The following is a 16926-nucleotide window of genomic DNA, read 5'->3' as shown; positions in this document are numbered from 1 at the left end:
CCCTCAGCTCCCCGTACTCCGGTACGAACGCAGCCCCGCGCGCCATGCCAGCGACGCGGGTACGAACACCAACACCGCCACCAGCGGGCTCACGAACGCCACCCACCCCGGCAGCCCCAGCGGATACGGCCGCCCCAGCACGTACAGGGCCGGCAGCCAGTTCACGAAGGCGAGCGGCACGATGAACGTGACCCCGCGCAGCAGGTCCTTCGCGAACACCGTCGGCGGGTACTGGAGCATCGTGTTCCCGCCGTACGTGAAGGAGTTCTGCACCTCCGCCGCGTCCCCGGCGACGAACTGGAAGGCCGCACCGGTCACCATCACCGCCCCGAAGATCGCCGCTCCGGCCAGCACCATCACGGGCACGAGCAGCACCTTCCCGGCCGTCCACTCCACGCCCAGCTCCGAGACCGCCCAGCACAGCACCGCCAGCCCCTGCCCGATCCGCCCCATCCGGCGCAGCGCGAAGCGGTCGGCGGCGACCTGCGCGAGCACCGGGACCGGGCGCACCAGCATGGTGTCGAGCGAGCCGTCGCGGATCCGGACGCCGATCCGGTCCGTATTGCCGAGGAGGAGGTCCGCCAGGCCCAGGGAGGCCGAGGAGGACCCGTACAGGAGGGCGATCTCGGGCAGCGTGAAGCCGCCGAGCACGTCCACGTGCGAGAACATGATCCAGATCGCCACGAAGTCGAGGAGCGTGATCGCCGCGTTCCCGAGGGTGGCGAGGAGGAACGAGGTCCGGTACGTCATCGTCGAGCGGACCCACATCGCCACGATCAGCCCGTAGCCGCGCAGCCCTTCCACGGCCCTGTTCCGTACCGGTACGTCCACCGGTCCCGCGGCCCGCGCCGGGACGACGGCCGCCTCCACCGCCTCCGCCTCCACCGCCTCCACCTCCACCGCCTCCACCGCCTCTGCCTCAGCCACCCTGGACGACCACCTTCCGTGTCGCGGCCGACTGCAACAGCCGCCCCGCGCCCAGCAGTACGAGCGCCCACGCCGACTGGAAGCCCAGCGCCGACGCCGCGCTCCCGGCGCCCGCGTGCACGCCCATCAGCACGTCCAGAGGCACCTGGATCATCGCCGCCCACGGCAGCACGCGGACGAACTCCCCGAAGCCGCCCGGGAACACCGTCAGCGGCAGCAGCATCCCGGAGAAGAAGACCGTGGCGACGACGGCCATCATGTTGATCCCGGCCCCGTCCATCAGCCAGAACGCGGCCAGCCCCAGCAGGTAGCGCACCCCGAAGCTGACCAGCAGCGCGAGCAGTACCGACACGGCGAACAGCAGCCACCGCACCGGGTCGGCGGGCAGGGCCAGCCGGAAGGCCAGCGCCCCCGCCAGCAGGGGCACGACCCCGCGCCCGAGCAACTGGAAGCCCGCCCTTCCCAGATCGGCGGCGAGCCACCACAGTTGCAGGTCCGCCGGCCGGTACAGGTCGACGGCGATGTCACCCGTACGGATGCGCTCCTGCATCTCCTCCTGGAACCCGCCGCCGATGAGCGCGCCCGCGGCGAGCAGCGACTGGCTCACCCAGACGAACGTCAGCGCCTGCGCCTGGTCGTAGCCGCCCAGCCCGGGCCGCTCGTCCCACAACGCGACGTACGTGTACGCGAGGACGAAGCCGAAGACGGTGTTGGTGAACACCCCCGCGGCCGTCGCCGTCCCGTAGGTGGCGTAGCGCCGGAACCCGCCGGCCGCGACGGCCGGATAGAGCCGCGCTCCGCGTGCCGCTGCGGCCGCGGTCGTGCGAGCCGTTCCCTGGCGCACCGTATCCCTCCGTTTTCCCGGTCGTTCCTACGTCGGCCAAAGCGCGCGAGCTTAGTGCGGAGGGGCGATCCACGCGACCGGTTTACGCCCGTCCAACGCGGAATGAGCGGCCAATCGGGTAGACAGCATGGGGTACAGACGTGGATATTTCGTACGGCGTTGTCGAGGAGTCCTGGCGATGAGCGACCAGTCACCACCACCGGGCTGGACGCCTCGCGACCCGGACACCCCCGCGGGACGGCCCGCGGGACGACCCGCAGGACCCTCGCCGGCACGGCAGCCGCAGCAGCCGGCCGGTGACCGGCGGGCGCGCCGAGCCGCCAAGAAGGCCGAACGGAAACGTAAGCGGACCGGCTGGCGCCGCCTCGTCCCCACCTGGCGCATGGTCCTGGCCGCCGTCGTGCTGCTCGGCCTGCTGATCGTCGGCGCGTTCGTCGCCGGCTACCTGCTGGTCCACATCCCGCCCGCCAACGCCGCCGCGACCGCCCAGTCCAACCTCTACCTGTACGCCGACGGCTCCCAGCTCGCCCGCGACGGCGAGGTCAACCGCGTCAACGTCCCGCTCTCGCAGATCCCCCGCACCGTCCAGGAGGCCGTACTGGCCGCCGAGGACCGGGACTTCTACTCCGAGCGGGCCGTCGACCCCAAGGCCATGGTCCGCGCCGCCTGGAACACGGCGACCGGCAAGGGCACCCAGTCCGGCTCCACCATCACCCAGCAGTACGTCAAGAACTACTACCTGGGCCAGGAACAGACCATCAAGCGCAAGGTCAAGGAGTTCTTCATCGCGATCAAGCTCGGCCGCGAGAAGTCGAAGGACTACATCCTGGAGGGGTACCTCAACACCAGCTACTTCGGCCGCAACGCCTACGGCATCCAGGCCGCCGCCCAGGCCTACTACGGCAAGGACGTCGACAAACTCACCACCGCCGAGGGCGCGTACCTCGCCACCCTCCTCAACTCCCCCAGCGCCTTCGACGTCGTCGCGCACCCCCAGAGCCGCGAACGCGCCCTCGCCCGCTGGAACTACGTACTCGACGGCATGGTCAAGAAGCAGTGGCTGCCGGCCGCCGAGCGCGCCGCCGTCCGCTTCCCCGAACCCGGCAAGGTCCGCCCGGCCGCCGGACTCTCGGGCCAGCGCGGCTATCTCGTCGAGGCCGTGAAGGACTACATCGTCGACCACAAGATCCTCGACGAGAAGACCCTCGCCGAGGGCGGCTACCGGATCACCACCACCATCGACAAGAGCCGCGAGAACGCGTTCGTCAAGGCCGTCGACGAGAAGATGGTCAGCGAGCTCGACCCGGAGAAGAACAAGGCCGACCGGGTCGTCCGGGCCGGCGGGGTCTCCATCGACCCCGCCACCGGCAAGGTCGTCGCCATGTACGGGGGCATCGACTACACCAAGCAGTACGTCAACAACGCGACCCGGCACGACTACCAGGTGGCCTCCACCTTCAAGCCGTTCGTGTTCGCCTCCGCCGTCGAGAACGACTCCCGTACCCAGGACGGCCGCCTGATCACCCCCAACACCGTCTACAACGGGGACAACAAGCGCCGCGTGGTCGGCACCCGGACCCCGTACGCCCCCGAGAACGAGGGGCAGATCTCGTACGGGAACATCACCGTCAACACCGCCACCGACCTCTCCGTCAACGCCGTCTTCGCGCAGATGGTCGTCGACGTCGGCACCGCCAAGGTCAAGCAGACCGCGATCGACCTCGGCATCCCCGAGGACACCCCGAACTTCGACGCCGGTCCGGCCATGGCGCTGGGCACCATGCAGGCCAGCGTCCTGGACATGACCCAGGCCTACGCGACCCTCGCCGACCACGGGCGCTACACCCCGTACACCCTCGTCGAGAAGATCGAGAAGGGTGACGACGACGTCCAGCTGCCCGACCGCACCCCCAAGCAGGCCGTCAGCCGCGAAGCCGCCGACACCACCACGTCCATGCTGGTCAGCGTCGTCGACAACGGCACCGGTACGGCGGCCCTCGCCGCCGGGCACCCGGCCGCGGGCAAGACGGGCACCGGCGAACTGGACCGCTCCGCCTGGTTCGCGGCGTACACCCCGGACCTGGTCACGGTCGTCTCGATGATGGGCCAGGACCCCGACACGGGGGCCCTGGAATCCCTGTACGGGGCGCTCGGCGAGGCCCGGATCGGGGGCGGCGGGTACCCGGCGCGGATCTGGGCGCAGTACACGAAGTCGGCCCTGGAGAACAGCGACCCCCTCGACTTCGACCTCGACCTCCAGCCGGGCGCGGCCCCGTCCCCGCCCCCGTTCGTCCCCGGCAGCCCGGAGCCGTCGGAGGACGAGAGCACCCCGCAGTCCCCGGCCCCGCCGAGCCGGCCGAACCGCCCGGGCCGGCCGACGCCTCCCACCGGCGGCCAGGACCAGGGCGGCCGCAGCCAAGGCCAGAACCAGGGCCAGAGCCAGGGGCAGAACCAGGGGCAGACCACCGGGGGCCAGACCCCGGAAGGCGACACCACGGGAGGCCAGAGCGACGCGGGCACCTCCGCAGGAACGAGCGCGGGGACGACCGGAGGGACCACGACGGGCTCGACGGCGGGCACCCTGGGCGGCGCGACGGGCGGCCTGCGCAACCGCCCCTCGTCGGAGTACCTGGAGTAGCCGCCGGGGAAGGGCACCCGGGGGATCAGTGACCGGAGGTCGCCTTCAGCCCCACCACGGCGACCAGCAGCAGGCAGATGAAGAAGATCCGGGCGGCGGTGACGGGCTCGCCCAGCACCGCCATGCCGAGCACCGCGGCCCCGGCGGCGCCGATGCCCACCCATACGCCGTACGCGGTACCGATGGGCAGCGTCTTGGCGGCGTACGAGAGCAGCACCATGCTGGCGATGATCCCGGCACCGGTGAACACGCTGGGCCACAGCCGCGTGAAACCCTCCGTGAACTTCATACCGATCGACCAGCCGACTTCGAGCAGACCGGCGACGAGAAGCAGAACCCAGGCCATGACGGCACCTCCGGAACGAGAGCGAACGGGGTGCGTCGTCTTGTCGTCCAGCCACGGCTACCCGGTACGGCGCGTCTCGTCGGGGTTCTCCACCACCGTAGCAAAGCCCATGCGAAAGGGCCGGTGACACCGGTCACCGGCCCCTCGAAGCCCCGCTTACAGATAGAGCCCGGTGGAGTCCTCGGACCCCTCCAGCCGCTCCGCGGCCACGGCGTGCAGGTCCCGCTCGCGCATCAGCACGTACGTGGCACCCCGCACCTCGACCTCGGCCCGGTCCTCGGGGTCGTACAGCACCCGGTCGCCCGGCTCCACGCTGCGCACGTTCTGCCCGACCGCGACCACCTCGGCCCAGGCCAGCCGCTTGCCCACGGCAGCGGTCGCCGGGATCAGGATGCCGCCGCCCGAGCGCCGCTCGCCCTCCGGCGAGTCGGACTTCACGAGCACACGGTCGTGCAGCATGCGGATGGGCAGCTTGTCGTGGGTGGTGGTGTTGGTGTCGTCGCTCACGCCACGAACCTACCCGCCCGCGCCCCGCCCGTACGCCGCAGGGTCATCAGCGCTTGCGCCGCGCCGAGACCACGAGCAGGCCGATCACACCCGCCGCGAGCAGGGCGACGGGCGCGATCCGCTCGTAGCGCGGGGCGCCGTCCTCGTGGCGCAGGCCGTCGCGCACGTCCGTCAGGAGCCGGTTCACGGCGACGACGGCACGGCCGGCCGTGTGGTCCACCGTCGAGACGACCCTGGCCTTCGCGTCCCCGATGATCGTCTGCGGGTGCACGCGCACGCCGATCTCGTCGAGCGTCTCGGCGAGCTGTTCGCGGCGGCGGACGATGTCCGCCTCGATCTGTGCGGGGGTCCTGGCTTCGGGCACCGCGCTGCCTCCGTCGTCGTCGGGTCGGTCGGATAGGGGGCGTAGCCCACCATGAACAGTCTGTCAGCTTAGTCTCGGACCGTACCGATCCCCTCCCGAGGAGACTGTTGACATGAGCGAGCGACTCCAGCCGGGCGACACCGCCCCCGCCTTCACCCTGCCCGACGCGGACGGCAACGAGGTCTCGCTCGCCGACCACATCGGCCGCAAGGTGATCGTGTACTTCTACCCCGCGGCGCTGACCCCGGGCTGCACGAAGCAGGCCTGCGATTTCACGGACAACCTGTCGGTGCTGGCCGGGGCCGGCTACGACGTGATCGGCGTGTCCCCGGACAAGCCGGAGAAGCTGGCGAAGTTCCGCGAGAAGGAGCACCTGAAGGTCACCCTGGTCGGCGACCCGGAGAAGCAGGTCCTGGAGGCGTACGGCGCGTACGGCGAGAAGAAGCTGTACGGCAAGACGGTGACCGGCGTCATCCGCTCGACGGTGATCGTGGACGAGGAGGGCAAGGTCGAACGCGCCCTCTACAACGTGAAGGCCACGGGCCACGTGGCCAAGATCATCAAGGACCTCGGCATCTGACGGACCCCCCGGCTCCCCGGCAGCGGCCCGCACCCACCCGGCGCGGGCCGCTCCGCTTATCGGACGAAACGCCCCGTAACCGTCCGCCGACCACCCCGTTACTCCGTACGAGAGCCGCACACGCGGCCGGGAGGAGCGGGGACGGATGGCGACGAGCCGGTACACAGCGGAACGCCTGACGGAGGCGGCGCGTACGTCGCGGACGCTGAGCGAGGCGGTGGAGAAGCTGGGGGCGGACCCCCGGGGCGGATCCCGCGATCATGTGCGCATCCGCATGCGGAAGCTGGGGATCGACACCTCTCACTTCGAGCGGGAGGGGGTGAAATGGACCCGGGAGGTGCTTGAGGAAGCCGTGGCCGGTTCCTGCAACATGTACGCGGTGCTCCACCGGCTGGGCTTGGAACCAGTAGGTGGTCACCACGCTCACATCAGCCGCAAGGTGAAGGCCTTCGCGATCGACACCTCGCACTTCACCGGCCCGACACGGACCGAACGAATGCGGGACAACAGGCGCCGCCGCGCAGCCGAGGAGATCCTGCGCGAGGACTGCTCGCCACACGCCACAAGGACACCCAATTCCCGCCTGCGGCGCGCCCTTCTGGAGACGGGGGCCGACGAATGCTGCGCCTCCTGCGGCATCAAGGCGGCCTGGCTGGGCGAGCCGCTCCCCTTGGAGGTCGACCACATCGACGGCAACTGGCGGAACAACCGGCGGGAGAACCTGCGGTTCCTCTGCCCCAACTGCCACTCCACCACAAGCACATACCGCGGCCGGGGCAAGGTGCGCCGATGACCGCCGGCAACCGCTACACGAGGGACACCCTGGCCGAGGCGGCCCGGCTCTGCTCCGACATCGAGGAGGTCATCGCCCATCTGGGCACCCGGCCGTACCCGCGGCTCTCCTCCTATCTCCTGAAGCGGTTCGCCGACCACGGCATCGATGTCTCCCACTTCCCTGCCATTGGCCGCCCGCCCCGGCCGGCCACGGGGGAACTCCGGCGTGCGGTGGACGCCTCGCGCTCACTCGCCGAGACCCTCCGGCACCTGGGCCGGCCGGACAACCACCATCAGCGCACCCGCCTGCGTACGTGGATCGCCGACGAAGGCATCAGCACCACTCACTTCCTCGGGCAGGCACACCAGCGCGGCAAGCCATCACCCACCGCCAAGGCACCGGACGACGTACTCGTCCGGCATGACAGGCCGCGGAGGACCGGCACCAAGACGCTGCGCCGAGCGCTGCACGAGATCGGCGTACCGAAGTGCTGCGACCGGTGCGGCACGCCTCCCGAGTGGCAGGGGCGCCCCATGACCTTGGAGATCGACCACATCAACGGCGACTGGAGTGACGACCGCCGGGAGAACCTCAGGCTGCTGTGCCCCAACTGCCATGCGATCACCAGCACATGGTGCCGAGGAGGCAACCGCCGGTCGAGTTCCTGATCTTGCGCATTTCCGTACAGCCGCCTGCCGCTATCATGGCAGGCGGCTAGCGGCGGTGGCGCAACGGCGACGCAGCAGACTTAGGATCTGTGGCCCGTGAAACGGCTTGAGGGTTCGAATCCCTTCCGCCGCACAGCAACGGCCTGTGAATCGCAAGATCGATTCACAGGCCGTTCTCGTACGCGCCCTCAGCCGACCAGGGCGCGGATGAAGGGGACCAGGGCTCGGAAGGCCTGGCCACGGTGGGAGATGGCGTTCTTTTCCGCCGCGGTGAGTTCCGCGCAGGTGCGGGTGTCGCCCTCGACCTGGAGGATCGGGTCGTAGCCGAAGCCGCCCGTGCCCGCCGGGGCGTGGCGCAGGGTGCCCCGGAGGCGGCCCTCCACGACGCGTTCGGTGCCGTCCGGGAGGGCGAGGGCCGCCGCGCACGCGAAGTGTGCGCCTCGGTGCTCGTCGGCGATGTCCCCGAGCTGGGCCAGCAGCAGGTCGAGGTTGGCCCGGTCGTCGCCGTGCTTGCCCGCCCACCGCGCCGAGAAGATGCCGGGCGCGCCGTTCAGGACGTCCACGCAGAGGCCGGAGTCGTCGGCGATCGCCGGCAGGCCGGTGGCCTGCGCCAGGGCGTGCGCCTTGAGGAGGGCGTTCTCGGCGAAGGAGATGCCGGTCTCCTTGACGTCCGGGATTTGCGGGTACGCGTCCGCGCCGACCAGCTCGTACGGCAGGCCGGCGTCGGACAGGATGGCGTGGAGCTCGGCGACTTTGCCCGCGTTGCGGGTGGCGAGGATCAGGCGGCTGGTCATGCGGCCCATTATCCGGCCCCGTCCGGGCGGCCCGTGGCTCAGCCCGGGGTGCAGACCTTCGAGAGTTCCTTCGCGGCGTCGGCGACCGGCTGGATGTCGGGGGTGGTGTTGCCGTTCTCGATGGCGGTGCGGACGTTCTTGACCGCCGTGGTCATGGAGGAGACGGCCTTGCTCAGGTCGGCGTTGTCCGTCTGGTCGCCGACCTTCTTGAGGTTCGCCTCGATCTGGTTCAGCGCGTTCTGGGCGTCCTGCGGGCTGTTGCCGGCCTGGGAGACCGCCTGCTGGAGGTCGTTGGCCCCGTCGGTGATGGCCACGGCCGTGTTCGCGCAGTCCATCGCCGTCGAGATCGCGTCACAGGACGTCAGCGCCGGGACGGCGAGAGCCGCTGCGAGCACGACCGCCGCTATGCGGTGCTTCGGGTTCATGTTCGGATCTCCCAGTGATCGACACGGATGTACGGATACGAGGACGGGCGCACGGGTTTGACACCGTGCGCCCGTACCCAGGGGGACGCATCTGCGGCCCCTGCGGTTCTGTCCGTCGTCTAGAGCTGGAGCGCGCCCAGCTGGATGGCCTCCAGGTCGGCGCAGCCGCCGGCGGCCAGGTCCAGGAGGGCGTTGAGCTCCTTGCGGTCGAACGGCTCGCCCTCGGCGGTGCCCTGGACCTCGACGAAGCGGCCGTCGCCGGTGCAGACGACGTTCATGTCGGTCTCGGCGCGCACGTCCTCCTCGTAGCAGAGGTCGAGCAGCGGGACCCCGTCCACGATGCCGACGCTGACGGCGGCGACGGTGCCGGTGAGCGGCTTGCGGCCGGCCTTGATCAGCTTCTTCTGCTGGCCCCAGGCGACGGCGTCGGCGAGGGCCACGTAGGCGCCGGTGATGGCGGCGGTGCGGGTGCCGCCGTCGGCCTGGAGGACGTCACAGTCCAGGACGATGGTGTTCTCGCCCAGCGCCTTGTAGTCGATGACGGCGCGCAGGGAGCGGCCGATGAGGCGGGAGATCTCGTGGGTGCGGCCGCCGATCTTGCCGCGTACGGATTCGCGGTCGCCGCGGGTGTTAGTGGAGCGGGGCAGCATCGAGTACTCGGAGGTGACCCAGCCTTCGCCGCTGCCCTTGCGCCAGCGCGGGACGCCTTCGGTGAAGGAGGCGGTGCAGAAGACCTTGGTGTCACCGAAGGAGATGAGGACGGAGCCCTCGGCGTGCTTGCTCCATCCGCGTTCGATGGTGACCGGGCGGAGCTGTTCGGGCGTGCGGCCGTCGATGCGAGACATGCGTCCGAGCCTAGTCGGTGGCCGGGTGGGCGGGAGCCGGGTACGCGAAGACCCCGTCCGGGTGGGTCCGGTACGGGGTCTGGCGGAGGTCGAGCGGGAGGTCAGCTCACATCATGTCTTCGATGTCGGCGGCGATCGGGTCGGCGTCGGTGCCGATGACGACCTGGACCGCGGTGCCCATCTTGACGACGCCGTGGGCGCCGGCGGCCTTCAGGGCGGCCTCGTCGACGAGGTCGGGGTTGATGACCTCGGTGCGCAGGCGGGTGATGCAGCCCTCGACCTCTTCGATGTTCTCGATGCCGCCGAGCCCGGCGACGATCTTCTCAGCCTTGGTGGCCATGTTTTCTCCCTGAGTTCTACGAAGAACGACCTGCGCGGTCCGCTTCGTCACGGTAACGCACGGTTGGCCCATCTACGCGAGCGCATGACCGGGGTCTGCCGAATCATGACGATCAGCAGCAGCCTGCCCCGTAACTGGTCTACACCAGTGTGCCGCACGTGCTGCCCCTGCCAAAACGGGCCGTTCAGGGAGGACGCAGATGAGCGCGAGCAGCGCTGCGGCTACACCGCAGCCGAAGTGGTGGAACGGCCTGTTCCAGGGGTTGCAGAAGATGGGCCGGAGCCTCCAGCTGCCGATCGCGGTACTACCTGCGGCCGGCATCCTCAACCGACTGGGCCAGCCCGACGTCTTCGGCAAGGACGGCCTGGACTGGACCAACGTCGCCAAGGTGATGGGGGCCGCCGGCGGCGCGCTGCTCAACGCCGACCTGGGCCTGCCCCTCCTCTTCTGCATCGGCGTCGCGATCGGCATGGCGAAGAAGGCGGACGGTTCGACGGCCCTGGCGGCGGTGGTCGGCTTCCTCGTCTACCACAGCGTCCTGCGCGTCTTCCCCGAGCCCTGCCCGGCGGGGACGAGGGACATCCAGGGCGGCTGCCTGGCCCCGGACTTCACCTTCGCCGAGTACACCTTCCAGAATCCGGGCGTCTTCGGCGGCATCGTGATGGGCCTGCTGTCCGCCTGGTTCTGGCAGCGCTACCACCGGGTGAAGCTGGTGGACTGGCTCGGCTTCTTCAACGGCCGCCGCCTCGTCCCGATCATCATGACGTTCATCGCGATCGGCTTCGCCGTGCTCTGCCTGCTGATCTGGCCGCCGATCGGCAGCGGGCTGGAGAGCTTCTCCGACTGGATGGTGGACCTGGGCTCGGGGGGCGCCGGGGTCTTCGGCGTCGCGAACCGGGCGCTGCTGGTGATCGGCCTGCACCAGTTCCTGAACGTGCCGGTGTGGTTCCAGTTCGGCAGCTACACCACGCCGGACGGGAGGACCGTGCACGGCGACATCCCGATGTTCCTGAACGGCGACCCGAACGCCGGCATGTTCCTCTCCGGCTTCTTCCCGATCATGATGTTCGCCCTTCCTGCGGCGGCTCTGGCGATCACGCACTGCGCGAAGCCCCAGCGGCGCAAGGAGGTGGGCGGCCTCATGCTGTCGGTCGCCCTGACGTCTTTCGTCACCGGCATCACGGAGCCGCTGGAGTACTCGTTCCTCTTCGTGGCGCCGGCGCTGTACGCGGTCCACGCGGTGCTGACGGGTGTGTCGATGGCGGTGACGTGGGCGTTCGGCGTGCACGACGGCTTCAGCTTCTCGGCCGGCCTGATCGACTACGTCATCAACTGGGGCCTGGCGACCAAGCCGTGGCTGATCATCCCGATCGGGCTGGGCTTCGCGGTCGTCTACTACGCGGTCTTCCGCTTCGCGATCACGAAGTTCAACATCCCGACCCCGGGCCGGGAGTCGGACGAGGAGATCGCCGCGATGGAGGCGGAGAACACGAAGGCATAACGCCCCCGCGCCGCGCGAGGCCCCCGGATCCACGGATCCGGGGGCCTTCCGCATGTGTGGCGCAGACCACAGGAAATCGAAGGTTCCTTATCTATCCCCGACCATGCTACAACTGGTCTACACCACCCATTGGTGTAGACCACGCAAGCCCGGTCCGGAGCTCGCGTACCCCCATTTTGAGACGCCGCCATCCCCCGTTTGCACTCGCTGGGCGGCGCCTTGCCTTCTGGAGGAACCTCATGTCCACAGCCACCGCTGCGGAAAAGAAGAAGGGCGCGGGCGTGATGGCCGTCATGCAGCGCATCGGCCGGAGCCTCATGCTCCCCGTTGCGGTGCTCCCGGCCGCCGCGCTGCTGGTCCGCCTCGGCGACAAGGACATGCTCGGCGACCCCTCGCTGCCGGCGTTCCTGACCAAGATAGCCGGATACATGTCCGCCGGCGGTGGCGCGATCCTCGCCAACATGGCGCTGCTGTTCGCCGTCGGCATCGCGATCGGCTTCGCCAAGAAGTCGGACGGTTCGACCGCGCTCGCGGCCGTGACCGGCTACCTGGTCTTCGCCAAGGTCCTCGCGACCTTCACCGACCCGAGCCTGCCGCAGGTCGAGGTGGTCGTCGACCACAAGGTCGCCCTCGTGGACGCCCCGGTCGACGCCAAGGTGCTCGGCGGTGTCGTCATGGGCATCGTGGTCGCCCTGCTCTACCAGAAGTTCTACCGGACCAAGCTGCCCGAGTGGGCGGGCTTCTTCGGTGGCCGCCGCCTGGTCCCGATCCTCTCGGCCTTCGCCGGTCTCCTGATCGGCATCCTCTTCGGCCTGATCTGGCCGGTCCTCGGCACGGGTCTGCACAGCTTCGGTGAGTGGCTCGTCGGCTCCGGCGCCGTCGGCGCGGGCATCTTCGGTGTCGCCAACCGTGCGCTGATCCCGGTCGGCATGCACCACCTGCTGAACTCCTTCCCGTGGTTCCAGGCGGGCGAGTACCAGGGCAAGAGCGGCGACATCTCCCGCTTCCTCGCCGGTGACCCGAGCGCCGGACAGTTCATGACCGGCTTCTTCCCGATCATGATGTTCGCCCTCCCGGCGGCCTGCCTCGCGATCGTCCACTGTGCCCGCCCCGAGCGCCGCAAGGTCGTCGGCGGCATGATGTTCTCCCTCGCGCTGACCTCCTTCGTCACCGGTGTGACCGAGCCGATCGAGTTCACGTTCATGTTCATCGCCCCGGTCCTGTACGCGATCCACGCGGTGCTGACCGGTGTCTCCATGGCCCTGACGTGGGGTCTGGGCATGAAGGACGGCTTCGGCTTCTCCGCCGGCGCCATCGACTACCTGCTGAACCTCGGCAAGGCCACCAACCCGCTGGGGCTGGCGGTCGTGGGCCTGTGCTTCGCGGTGGTCTACTACGTGGTCTTCCGCTTCGCGATCACGAAGTTCAACCTCCCGACGCCGGGCCGCGAGTCCGACGAGGAGCTCGCCGAGCTGCTCAAGGCCGAGGCCAAGTAAGCACGGCGCGGTCTGCGGCGAAGCCCCCGTTCTCCCTTCCGGGAGGGCGGGGGCTTCGCCGTGCGTACGAGCGCGGGGACGCGCTCAGACCTCGTAGACCGCGCCCGCGTACGCCAGGTCCACCGGGCCGTCGTAGACCGCGCGGGCGTCGGCCAGGTTCTGGCGGGCGTCCGTCCACGGCGGGATGTGGGTGAGGACGAGCCGTCCGACCCGGCCGCCGTGCGCGAACTCCCCGGCCTCCCGCCCGTTGAGGTGGAGGCCCGGGACGTCCTCCTTGCCGTGCGTGAAGGAGGCCTCGCACAGGAACAGGTCCGTGCCCTCGGCCAGCATCCCCAGCTCGGGGCAGACCCCGGTGTCGCCGGAGTACGTGAGGGAGCGGCCGCCGTGCTCGACGCGGATGCCGTAGGCCTCGACGGGGTGGCTGACCCGCTCGGTGCGGACCGTGAACGGGCCGATCTCGAAGCTGCCGGACTTCAGGGTCCGGAAGTCGAACACCTCGCTCATCGAGCGCTCGTCGGGGACGTCCTCGTACGCGGTCGTCAGGCGCTTCTCGGTGCCTTCGGGCCCGTAGACGGGGATGGTGCCGCAGCGGCCGCCCTCGTGGCGGTAGAAGCGGGCGACGAAGTACGCGCACATGTCGATGCAGTGGTCCGCGTGCAGATGGCTCAGGAAGATCGCGTCGAGGTCGTAGAGACCGATGTGGCGCTGCAGCTCGCCCAGGGCGCCGTTGCCCATGTCGAGGAGCAGCCGGAAGCCGTCGGCCTCGACGAGGTAGCTCGAACAGGCCGATTCCGCGGACGGGAACGACCCCGAGCAGCCGACGACGGTGAGCTTCATGGAGCGAGAACCTCCGGGGACGGTCCGTGGACGGAATGCGGGCCGTGCGTGGGTCGAGCGTAAGGCGCGAAACGTCAGGTCGCTCCTCCGCGGCAGGCCGTTGTGGGGGGAATCACCTGTGCTGTCACCCGGGGGAGCGACGGTGGGCACGGGCGTGCCGGTGCGCTGCCGGTGCATTGCCGTGCCGGGGGGTGGGGGCGCGGCTACCTTCGGAATATGGACACGTCCTGGTGGCCCGCGGCGGCCGCGGTGGTGGCCGTGGTGCTGGTGGTGCTGATCGCGGGGCGGCGGCCGGGGCGCGCCCGGCGGGCCGCGCCGCCGCACGGGCCGGGCTCGGCTCCGCAGCCGCGGGCCGGTGAGCTGTGGTCCCTCGCGGACGGTCGGCTGTGCCTGGTGCTGGCGGTGGCCTCCGTACGGGCCCACCGGGCGCGGGTCGCGTGGATCACCGGGAAGTACGACGACCGGCGGGCCGGGGTGATCCCGCTGCCGCCGGGAACGGTGGGGGCGCAGGGCCGGGCGGCCTTCCTGGAGGCGGACCGGCCGGCCGAGGTGTCGGTGTGGGAGTTCGCCGGCCGACAGGGGGTGCTGGATCCTGCGGTGTGGGACGAGGTCAGGGGACTCGGAGGTGGCGCGTGATCCGGTTGCGGCGTGTGTACGAGGCCCCGGAGCCGGGGGCGGACGGCGTACGGGTCCTCGTGGACCGGCTGTGGCCGCGGGGCCTGGCGAAGGCGGACGCGGCGGTGGACGAGTGGCCGAAGGCGGTGACCCCGTCCGGGGAACTGCGGAAGTGGTTCCACGCGGGCGGATCGCCGCAGGAGTTCCGGCGGCGGTACGAGGCGGAGCTGGCGGAGCCGGCCGCCGCCGCGGAGCTGGACCGGCTGCGCGGCCTGGCCGCGGCCGGGCCGCTCACGCTGCTGACCGCGGTCAAGGATCCGGCGTCGAGCCACGCCGCCGTGCTCGCGGAGCTGCTGGCCGAGTGAGCCGCCGGCTCCCGGGGGGGCCGGGCCGGGTCGTCCGGGGGGCGGGGCCGGGTCGTCCCGGCGGGGCGGGGCCGGGTCGTCCGGGCGGCCGCGCGCCGCCTTCTCCCCGCCCCGCCCTGCCGCCGGCCGCCTACGCCCAGAGCTGGCCCTGGAGGGTTTCGATGGCCTCTTCCGTCGTCTTCGCCGTGTAGACGCCCGTCGAGAGGTACTTCCAGCCGCCGTCGGCCACGACGAAGACGATGTCCGCGCTCTCGCCCGCCGCGACCGCCTTGCGGCCCACGCCGATCGCCGCGTGCAGGGCCGCGCCGGTGGAGACTCCCGCGAAGATGCCCTCCTGCTGGAGGAGTTCACGGGTGCGCGTCACCGCGTCCGCCGAGCCCACCGAGAAGCGGGTCGTCAGGACCGAGGCGTCGTAGAGCTCCGGGACGAAGCCCTCGTCGAGGTTGCGCAGGCCGTAGACCAGGTCGTCGTACCGCGGCTCCGCCGCGACGATCCGTACGCCCGGCACGTGCTCGCGCAGGTAGCGGCCGACGCCCATCAGGGTGCCGGTCGTGCCCAGGCCCGCCACGAAGTGGGTGATCGACGGGAGGTCGCGCAGGATCTCGGGGCCGGTCGTCGCGTAGTGGGCGCCGGCGTTGTCCGGGTTCCCGTACTGGTAGAGCATCACCCAGTCGGGGTGCTCGGCCGCCAGCTCCTTGGCCACGCGGACCGCGGTGTTCGACCCGCCCGCAGCCGGCGAAGAGATGATCTCGGCTCCCCACATGGCCAGCAGGTCGCGCCGCTCCTGAGAGGTGTTCTCCGGCATGACGCACACGATCCGGTAGCCCTTGAGCTTGGCCGCCATCGCCAGCGAGATGCCGGTGTTGCCGGACGTGGGCTCCAGGATCGTGCAGCCGGGGGTCAGCCGGCCGTCCTTCTCGGCCTGTTCGACCATGTGGAGCGCGGGGCGGTCCTTGATCGAGCCGGTCGGGTTCCGGTCCTCCAGCTTCGCCCAGATGCGGACGTCGTCCGAGGGCGACAGCCGGGGCAGGCGGACGAGCGGCGTGTTGCCGACCGCGGCCAGCGGGGAGTCGTAGCGCATCAGACGGAGCCGCCGGCGACCGCCGGGAGGATGGTGACGCTGTCGCCGTCCTTGAGGGCGGTGGAGATGCCGTCCAGGAAGCGGACGTCCTCGTCGTTGAGGTAGACGTTCACGAAGCGGCGCAGCTTGCCGCCGTCGACGATGCGCTCCTCAATGCCCTTGTGGCGCGTCTCCAGGTCCGCGAAGAGCTCGGACAGGGTGGTTCCCTCACCGTTGACGGCCTTCTCGCCGTCGGTGTAGGTGCGGAGGATGGTGGGGATGCGGACCTCGATGGCCATGGCAGGCTCCAGTTTTGAAGTAAGGCGTAAGTGCGTGAAGGGCGCGCGGCGCGAAGGCCCCCGCGCGAGGGGCTGTGGTGCTCAGGCGGCAGGACAGATGCTGCTGGCGAGGCGGCACAGGTCGACGTGCAGCCGCGCCACGAGCAGCAGCCTGCCGGGCGTCTCGATGCTCACGTCGTGGGGAACCATGCGGTCATGTTAACGATTCCCGGTCCCCCGTTTGGAGTGTGATCCCGCATCGTGGACGCAATCCGCTCACATCGTGGTCAGTAGCCCTCTACGACCTGCACTTCTTCCTCCGTGATGACGCCTTCGACGATCCGGTACGAGCGGAACTGGAACTCGCCGAGGCCGTCGGTGTCCGCCGTGGAGACCAGGACGTAGTGCGCTCCGGGCTCGTTCGCGTACGTGACGTCCGTACGGGAGGGGTAGGCCTCGGTCGCGGTGTGCGAGTGGTAGACGATCACGGGCTCCTCGTCCCGGTCGTCGAGCTCGCGGTAGAGCTTCAGCAGGTCCTTCGAGTCGAACTCGTAGAACGTGGGCGAGCGGGCCGCGTTGAGCATCGGGATGAACCGCTCGGGGCGGTCGGTGCCGGCCGGTCCGGCCACGACGCCGCAGGCCTCGTCGGGGTGGTCCTTGCGGGCGTGCTCGACGATCCGGTCGTACAGCGCCTGGGTGAGGGTCAGCATGGTCGACAGGA

At 70.3% G+C, this 16926-nt stretch carries 22 protein-coding genes, 1 tRNA gene and 1 riboswitch; of the genes, 9 read left to right on the top strand and 14 right to left on the bottom strand.

Annotated elements, in window-relative coordinates:
- Nucleotides 1-3 precede the first annotated feature (3 nt).
- Nucleotides 4-870, bottom strand: coding sequence for an ABC transporter permease (locus ACFYXV_RS12970; protein ID WP_385462316.1), 867 nt, complete (start codon nucleotides 868-870; stop codon nucleotides 4-6).
- A gap of 49 nt (nucleotides 871-919) precedes the next feature.
- Entirely contained in the window at nucleotides 920-1771 is an 852-nt protein-coding gene (locus ACFYXV_RS12965; protein WP_383341999.1) for an ABC transporter permease, read from the bottom strand.
- 178 nt (nucleotides 1772-1949) lie between these two features.
- Here ACFYXV_RS12965 and ACFYXV_RS12960 point away from each other — a divergent pair, with 178 nt between their 5' ends.
- Nucleotides 1950-4409 carry a transglycosylase domain-containing protein gene (locus ACFYXV_RS12960; RefSeq protein ID WP_389382881.1) on the top strand — a complete coding sequence of 820 codons (2460 nt, stop codon included), beginning with the start codon at nucleotides 1950-1952 and terminating at the stop codon, nucleotides 4407-4409.
- A gap of 25 nt (nucleotides 4410-4434) precedes the next feature.
- On the opposite strand, the gene ACFYXV_RS12955 is transcribed toward ACFYXV_RS12960, so the two are convergent.
- From ACFYXV_RS12955 to ACFYXV_RS12945, 3 genes are all read right to left on the bottom strand, one after another.
- Complete coding sequence (locus tag ACFYXV_RS12955; RefSeq protein ID WP_048475570.1) at nucleotides 4435-4755, bottom strand: multidrug efflux SMR transporter; 321 nt, start codon at nucleotides 4753-4755, stop codon at nucleotides 4435-4437.
- Between the two features lie 29 nt (nucleotides 4756-4784).
- Nucleotides 4785-4866: riboswitch (guanidine-III (ykkC-III) riboswitch) on the bottom strand.
- Nucleotides 4867-4911: 45 nt separating this feature from the next.
- Nucleotides 4912-5214, bottom strand: a complete 303-nt coding sequence (locus tag ACFYXV_RS12950) for a co-chaperone GroES (protein WP_250569469.1) — start codon at nucleotides 5212-5214, stop codon at nucleotides 4912-4914.
- Nucleotides 5215-5308: 94 nt separating this feature from the next.
- Complete coding sequence (locus ACFYXV_RS12945; RefSeq protein ID WP_383341993.1) at nucleotides 5309-5626, bottom strand: DUF3618 domain-containing protein; 318 nt, start codon at nucleotides 5624-5626, stop codon at nucleotides 5309-5311.
- Nucleotides 5627-5738: 112 nt separating this feature from the next.
- Between ACFYXV_RS12945 and bcp the strand changes: the two genes are divergently transcribed.
- The 4 genes from bcp (at nucleotide 5739) to ACFYXV_RS12925 (ending at nucleotide 7782) form a co-directional block, all read left to right on the top strand.
- Complete coding sequence (gene bcp / locus ACFYXV_RS12940; protein ID WP_385462029.1) at nucleotides 5739-6206, top strand: thioredoxin-dependent thiol peroxidase; 468 nt, start codon at nucleotides 5739-5741, stop codon at nucleotides 6204-6206.
- 145 nt (nucleotides 6207-6351) lie between these two features.
- Complete coding sequence (locus ACFYXV_RS12935) at nucleotides 6352-6999, top strand: HNH endonuclease signature motif containing protein (RefSeq protein ID WP_385462026.1); 648 nt, start codon at nucleotides 6352-6354, stop codon at nucleotides 6997-6999.
- Nucleotides 6996-7649 carry an HNH endonuclease gene (locus tag ACFYXV_RS12930; RefSeq protein ID WP_389382880.1) on the top strand — a complete coding sequence of 218 codons (654 nt, stop codon included), beginning with the start codon at nucleotides 6996-6998 and terminating at the stop codon, nucleotides 7647-7649. The genes ACFYXV_RS12935 and ACFYXV_RS12930 overlap by 4 nt, the downstream gene beginning before the upstream one ends.
- 49 nt (nucleotides 7650-7698) lie before the next feature.
- Nucleotides 7699-7782: transfer RNA gene (locus ACFYXV_RS12925), tRNA-Leu, on the top strand.
- 55 nt (nucleotides 7783-7837) lie between these two features.
- Here the strand turns inward: ACFYXV_RS12925 and rdgB are convergent.
- From rdgB to ACFYXV_RS12905, 4 genes are all read right to left on the bottom strand, one after another.
- Nucleotides 7838-8443 (bottom strand): RdgB/HAM1 family non-canonical purine NTP pyrophosphatase, encoded by a 606-nt coding sequence (gene rdgB, locus ACFYXV_RS12920; RefSeq protein ID WP_385462020.1) that lies wholly within the window; start codon nucleotides 8441-8443, stop codon nucleotides 7838-7840.
- A gap of 38 nt (nucleotides 8444-8481) precedes the next feature.
- Complete coding sequence (locus tag ACFYXV_RS12915; RefSeq protein ID WP_048475565.1) at nucleotides 8482-8868, bottom strand: hypothetical protein; 387 nt, start codon at nucleotides 8866-8868, stop codon at nucleotides 8482-8484.
- A 119-nt stretch (nucleotides 8869-8987) separates the two neighbouring features.
- Nucleotides 8988-9713 carry a ribonuclease PH gene (gene rph / locus ACFYXV_RS12910; RefSeq protein ID WP_030299875.1) on the bottom strand — a complete coding sequence of 242 codons (726 nt, stop codon included), beginning with the start codon at nucleotides 9711-9713 and terminating at the stop codon, nucleotides 8988-8990.
- A gap of 106 nt (nucleotides 9714-9819) precedes the next feature.
- The gene (locus tag ACFYXV_RS12905) at nucleotides 9820-10125 is read right to left on the bottom strand and encodes a glucose PTS transporter subunit EIIB (protein WP_385462015.1); all 306 of its coding nucleotides are present in this window, start codon (nucleotides 10123-10125) and stop codon (nucleotides 9820-9822) included.
- Between the two features lie 127 nt (nucleotides 10126-10252).
- On the opposite strand from ACFYXV_RS12905, the gene ACFYXV_RS12900 reads away from it, so the two are divergent.
- Both ACFYXV_RS12900 and ACFYXV_RS12895 read left to right on the top strand, forming a co-directional pair.
- Nucleotides 10253-11554: a PTS transporter subunit EIIC gene (locus ACFYXV_RS12900; RefSeq protein WP_385462012.1), complete on the top strand. Its 1302-nt coding sequence runs from the start codon at nucleotides 10253-10255 to the stop codon at nucleotides 11552-11554.
- A 239-nt stretch (nucleotides 11555-11793) separates the two neighbouring features.
- Nucleotides 11794-13050, top strand: a complete 1257-nt coding sequence (locus tag ACFYXV_RS12895; RefSeq protein WP_385462009.1) for a PTS transporter subunit EIIC — start codon at nucleotides 11794-11796, stop codon at nucleotides 13048-13050.
- 84 nt (nucleotides 13051-13134) lie between these two features.
- Here the strand turns inward: ACFYXV_RS12895 and ACFYXV_RS12890 are convergent, their stop codons facing one another.
- On the bottom strand, nucleotides 13135-13887 hold the full coding sequence (locus ACFYXV_RS12890) for an MBL fold metallo-hydrolase (RefSeq protein WP_389382879.1): 753 nt from the start codon (nucleotides 13885-13887) through the stop codon (nucleotides 13135-13137).
- A gap of 216 nt (nucleotides 13888-14103) precedes the next feature.
- On the opposite strand from ACFYXV_RS12890, the gene ACFYXV_RS12885 reads away from it, so the two are divergent.
- Both ACFYXV_RS12885 and ACFYXV_RS12880 read left to right on the top strand, forming a co-directional pair.
- Nucleotides 14104-14523, top strand: a complete 420-nt coding sequence (locus ACFYXV_RS12885; protein ID WP_389382878.1) for a hypothetical protein — start codon at nucleotides 14104-14106, stop codon at nucleotides 14521-14523.
- On the top strand, nucleotides 14520-14867 hold the full coding sequence (locus tag ACFYXV_RS12880) for a DUF488 domain-containing protein (RefSeq protein WP_389382877.1): 348 nt from the start codon (nucleotides 14520-14522) through the stop codon (nucleotides 14865-14867). The genes ACFYXV_RS12885 and ACFYXV_RS12880 overlap by 4 nt, the downstream gene beginning before the upstream one ends.
- A gap of 130 nt (nucleotides 14868-14997) precedes the next feature.
- Here ACFYXV_RS12880 and ACFYXV_RS12875 read toward each other — a convergent pair whose 3' ends face one another.
- The 4 genes from ACFYXV_RS12875 to ACFYXV_RS12860 form a co-directional block, all read right to left on the bottom strand.
- Nucleotides 14998-15948 (bottom strand): PLP-dependent cysteine synthase family protein, encoded by a 951-nt coding sequence (locus tag ACFYXV_RS12875; protein WP_030158636.1) that lies wholly within the window; start codon nucleotides 15946-15948, stop codon nucleotides 14998-15000.
- A complete protein-coding gene (locus ACFYXV_RS12870) occupies nucleotides 15948-16226 on the bottom strand; it encodes a MoaD/ThiS family protein (RefSeq protein ID WP_266628924.1) in 279 nt (92 codons plus the stop codon). The genes ACFYXV_RS12875 and ACFYXV_RS12870 overlap by 1 nt, the downstream gene beginning before the upstream one ends.
- Nucleotides 16227-16307: 81 nt before the next feature.
- On the bottom strand, nucleotides 16308-16415 hold the full coding sequence (locus ACFYXV_RS12865; protein ID WP_324603773.1) for a putative leader peptide: 108 nt from the start codon (nucleotides 16413-16415) through the stop codon (nucleotides 16308-16310).
- Nucleotides 16416-16492: 77 nt separating this feature from the next.
- Entirely contained in the window at nucleotides 16493-16915 is a 423-nt protein-coding gene (locus tag ACFYXV_RS12860; RefSeq protein WP_383341965.1) for a Mov34/MPN/PAD-1 family protein, read from the bottom strand.
- Nucleotides 16916-16926: the final 11 nt, after the last annotated feature.

The sequence above is a fragment of the Streptomyces sp. NPDC002181 genome (assembly GCF_042890485.1).
Classification (GTDB): Bacteria; Actinomycetota; Actinomycetes; order Streptomycetales; family Streptomycetaceae; genus Streptomyces.
This window is presented reverse-complemented; position numbering and strand designations above follow the sequence as displayed.